Genomic DNA, 513 nt, shown 5'->3' with positions numbered 1-513 from the left:
GTTAACGTTTATGATTAATAATATATAGCTATAAAATAAAAATATTTTTTAAATAAAATAAAAGTTTTGACTTTTTTGAAATATTATGCAAATATAATAAGGTGAAATTAACTATTTATTTTAGGAGGTGAAAAATGAGTTGGTCTAAAGTAAAAAAATACAAGCTGTTATATTATCAATAATGATGAGCTTTTCTTTGTGTAATAATTTAATAGCACAAGAAATAAATGAACAGGCTCAAATTATGAATGATATACAGTGTATTAGTACAACTCAGTCAAGTCTTCAAATGCAAAGTGAACAACTGGGTGTACCAAGTAATATTCAAGTTCAGAGTGGATTGAGTAAAATAGCACTTACTTGGGATGCAGTAGCAGAAGCTGAAGGGTATGAGATTGAAATAAATGGTGCAGACATTATTTCAGTAGAAGAACCTTCATATGTTCATAATGTCGTATTTGAAGAGAAAACTTATACCTATAGGATAAGAGCAATAAATGGTATAGGTAAAAG

Annotated in this window: 1 protein-coding gene; it reads left to right on the top strand. The window is 27.5% G+C overall.

The genetic code is table 11. From position 1 onward, the window contains the following. Nucleotides 1-244: 244 nt before the first annotated feature. The coding region (locus JCM14822_RS18855; RefSeq protein WP_157047924.1) for a hypothetical protein at nt 245-513 on the top strand (269 nt) is incomplete at its 3' end.

Origin of the sequence: Cellulosilyticum ruminicola JCM 14822 (assembly GCF_001311925.1) — a bacterium.
Lineage (GTDB): Bacteria > Bacillota > Clostridia > Lachnospirales > Cellulosilyticaceae > Cellulosilyticum > Cellulosilyticum ruminicola.
Note: the sequence above shows the minus strand (reverse complement) of the source record. Positions and strands in the feature narration are given on the sequence as shown.